General features: G+C 45.0%; 1 protein-coding gene. It reads left to right on the top strand.

Annotated features, from left to right (window positions below; genetic code table 11):
* On the top strand, positions 1 to 300 hold a 300-nt coding region (locus tag U0R11_RS13685; protein ID WP_406752388.1), incomplete at both ends, for a putative Ig domain-containing protein.

The following is a 300-nucleotide window of genomic DNA, read 5'->3' as shown; positions in this document are numbered from 1 at the left end:
CGGGTTTATTATTCAATACCACCACTGGGGTAATTAGTGGAAACCCTTCTGTCACTAGCCCGGCAACAGATTATACTGTTACGGCTACCAATGTCACAGGTAGCACTACAGCTGTTGTCAGGATAACAGTCAATGCAGCCGCTCCAAGCGCATTAAGCTATACGACACCCAACGTGTATTCTGTTGGTACAACCATCACCAGTTTAAGCCCTACCGTTACAGGGACAGTTACTAGCTATAGTATTTCGACTCCATTACCAACGGGTTTATTATTCAATACCACCACTGGGGTAATTAGTG

It is taken from the genome of Aquirufa salirivi, from assembly GCF_045310485.1.
In the GTDB taxonomy this organism is placed as follows: Bacteria; Bacteroidota; Bacteroidia; order Cytophagales; family Spirosomataceae; genus Aquirufa; species Aquirufa salirivi.
The sequence above is the reverse complement of the archived record's forward strand: the minus strand, read 5'-3'. Positions and strand labels throughout refer to the sequence as shown.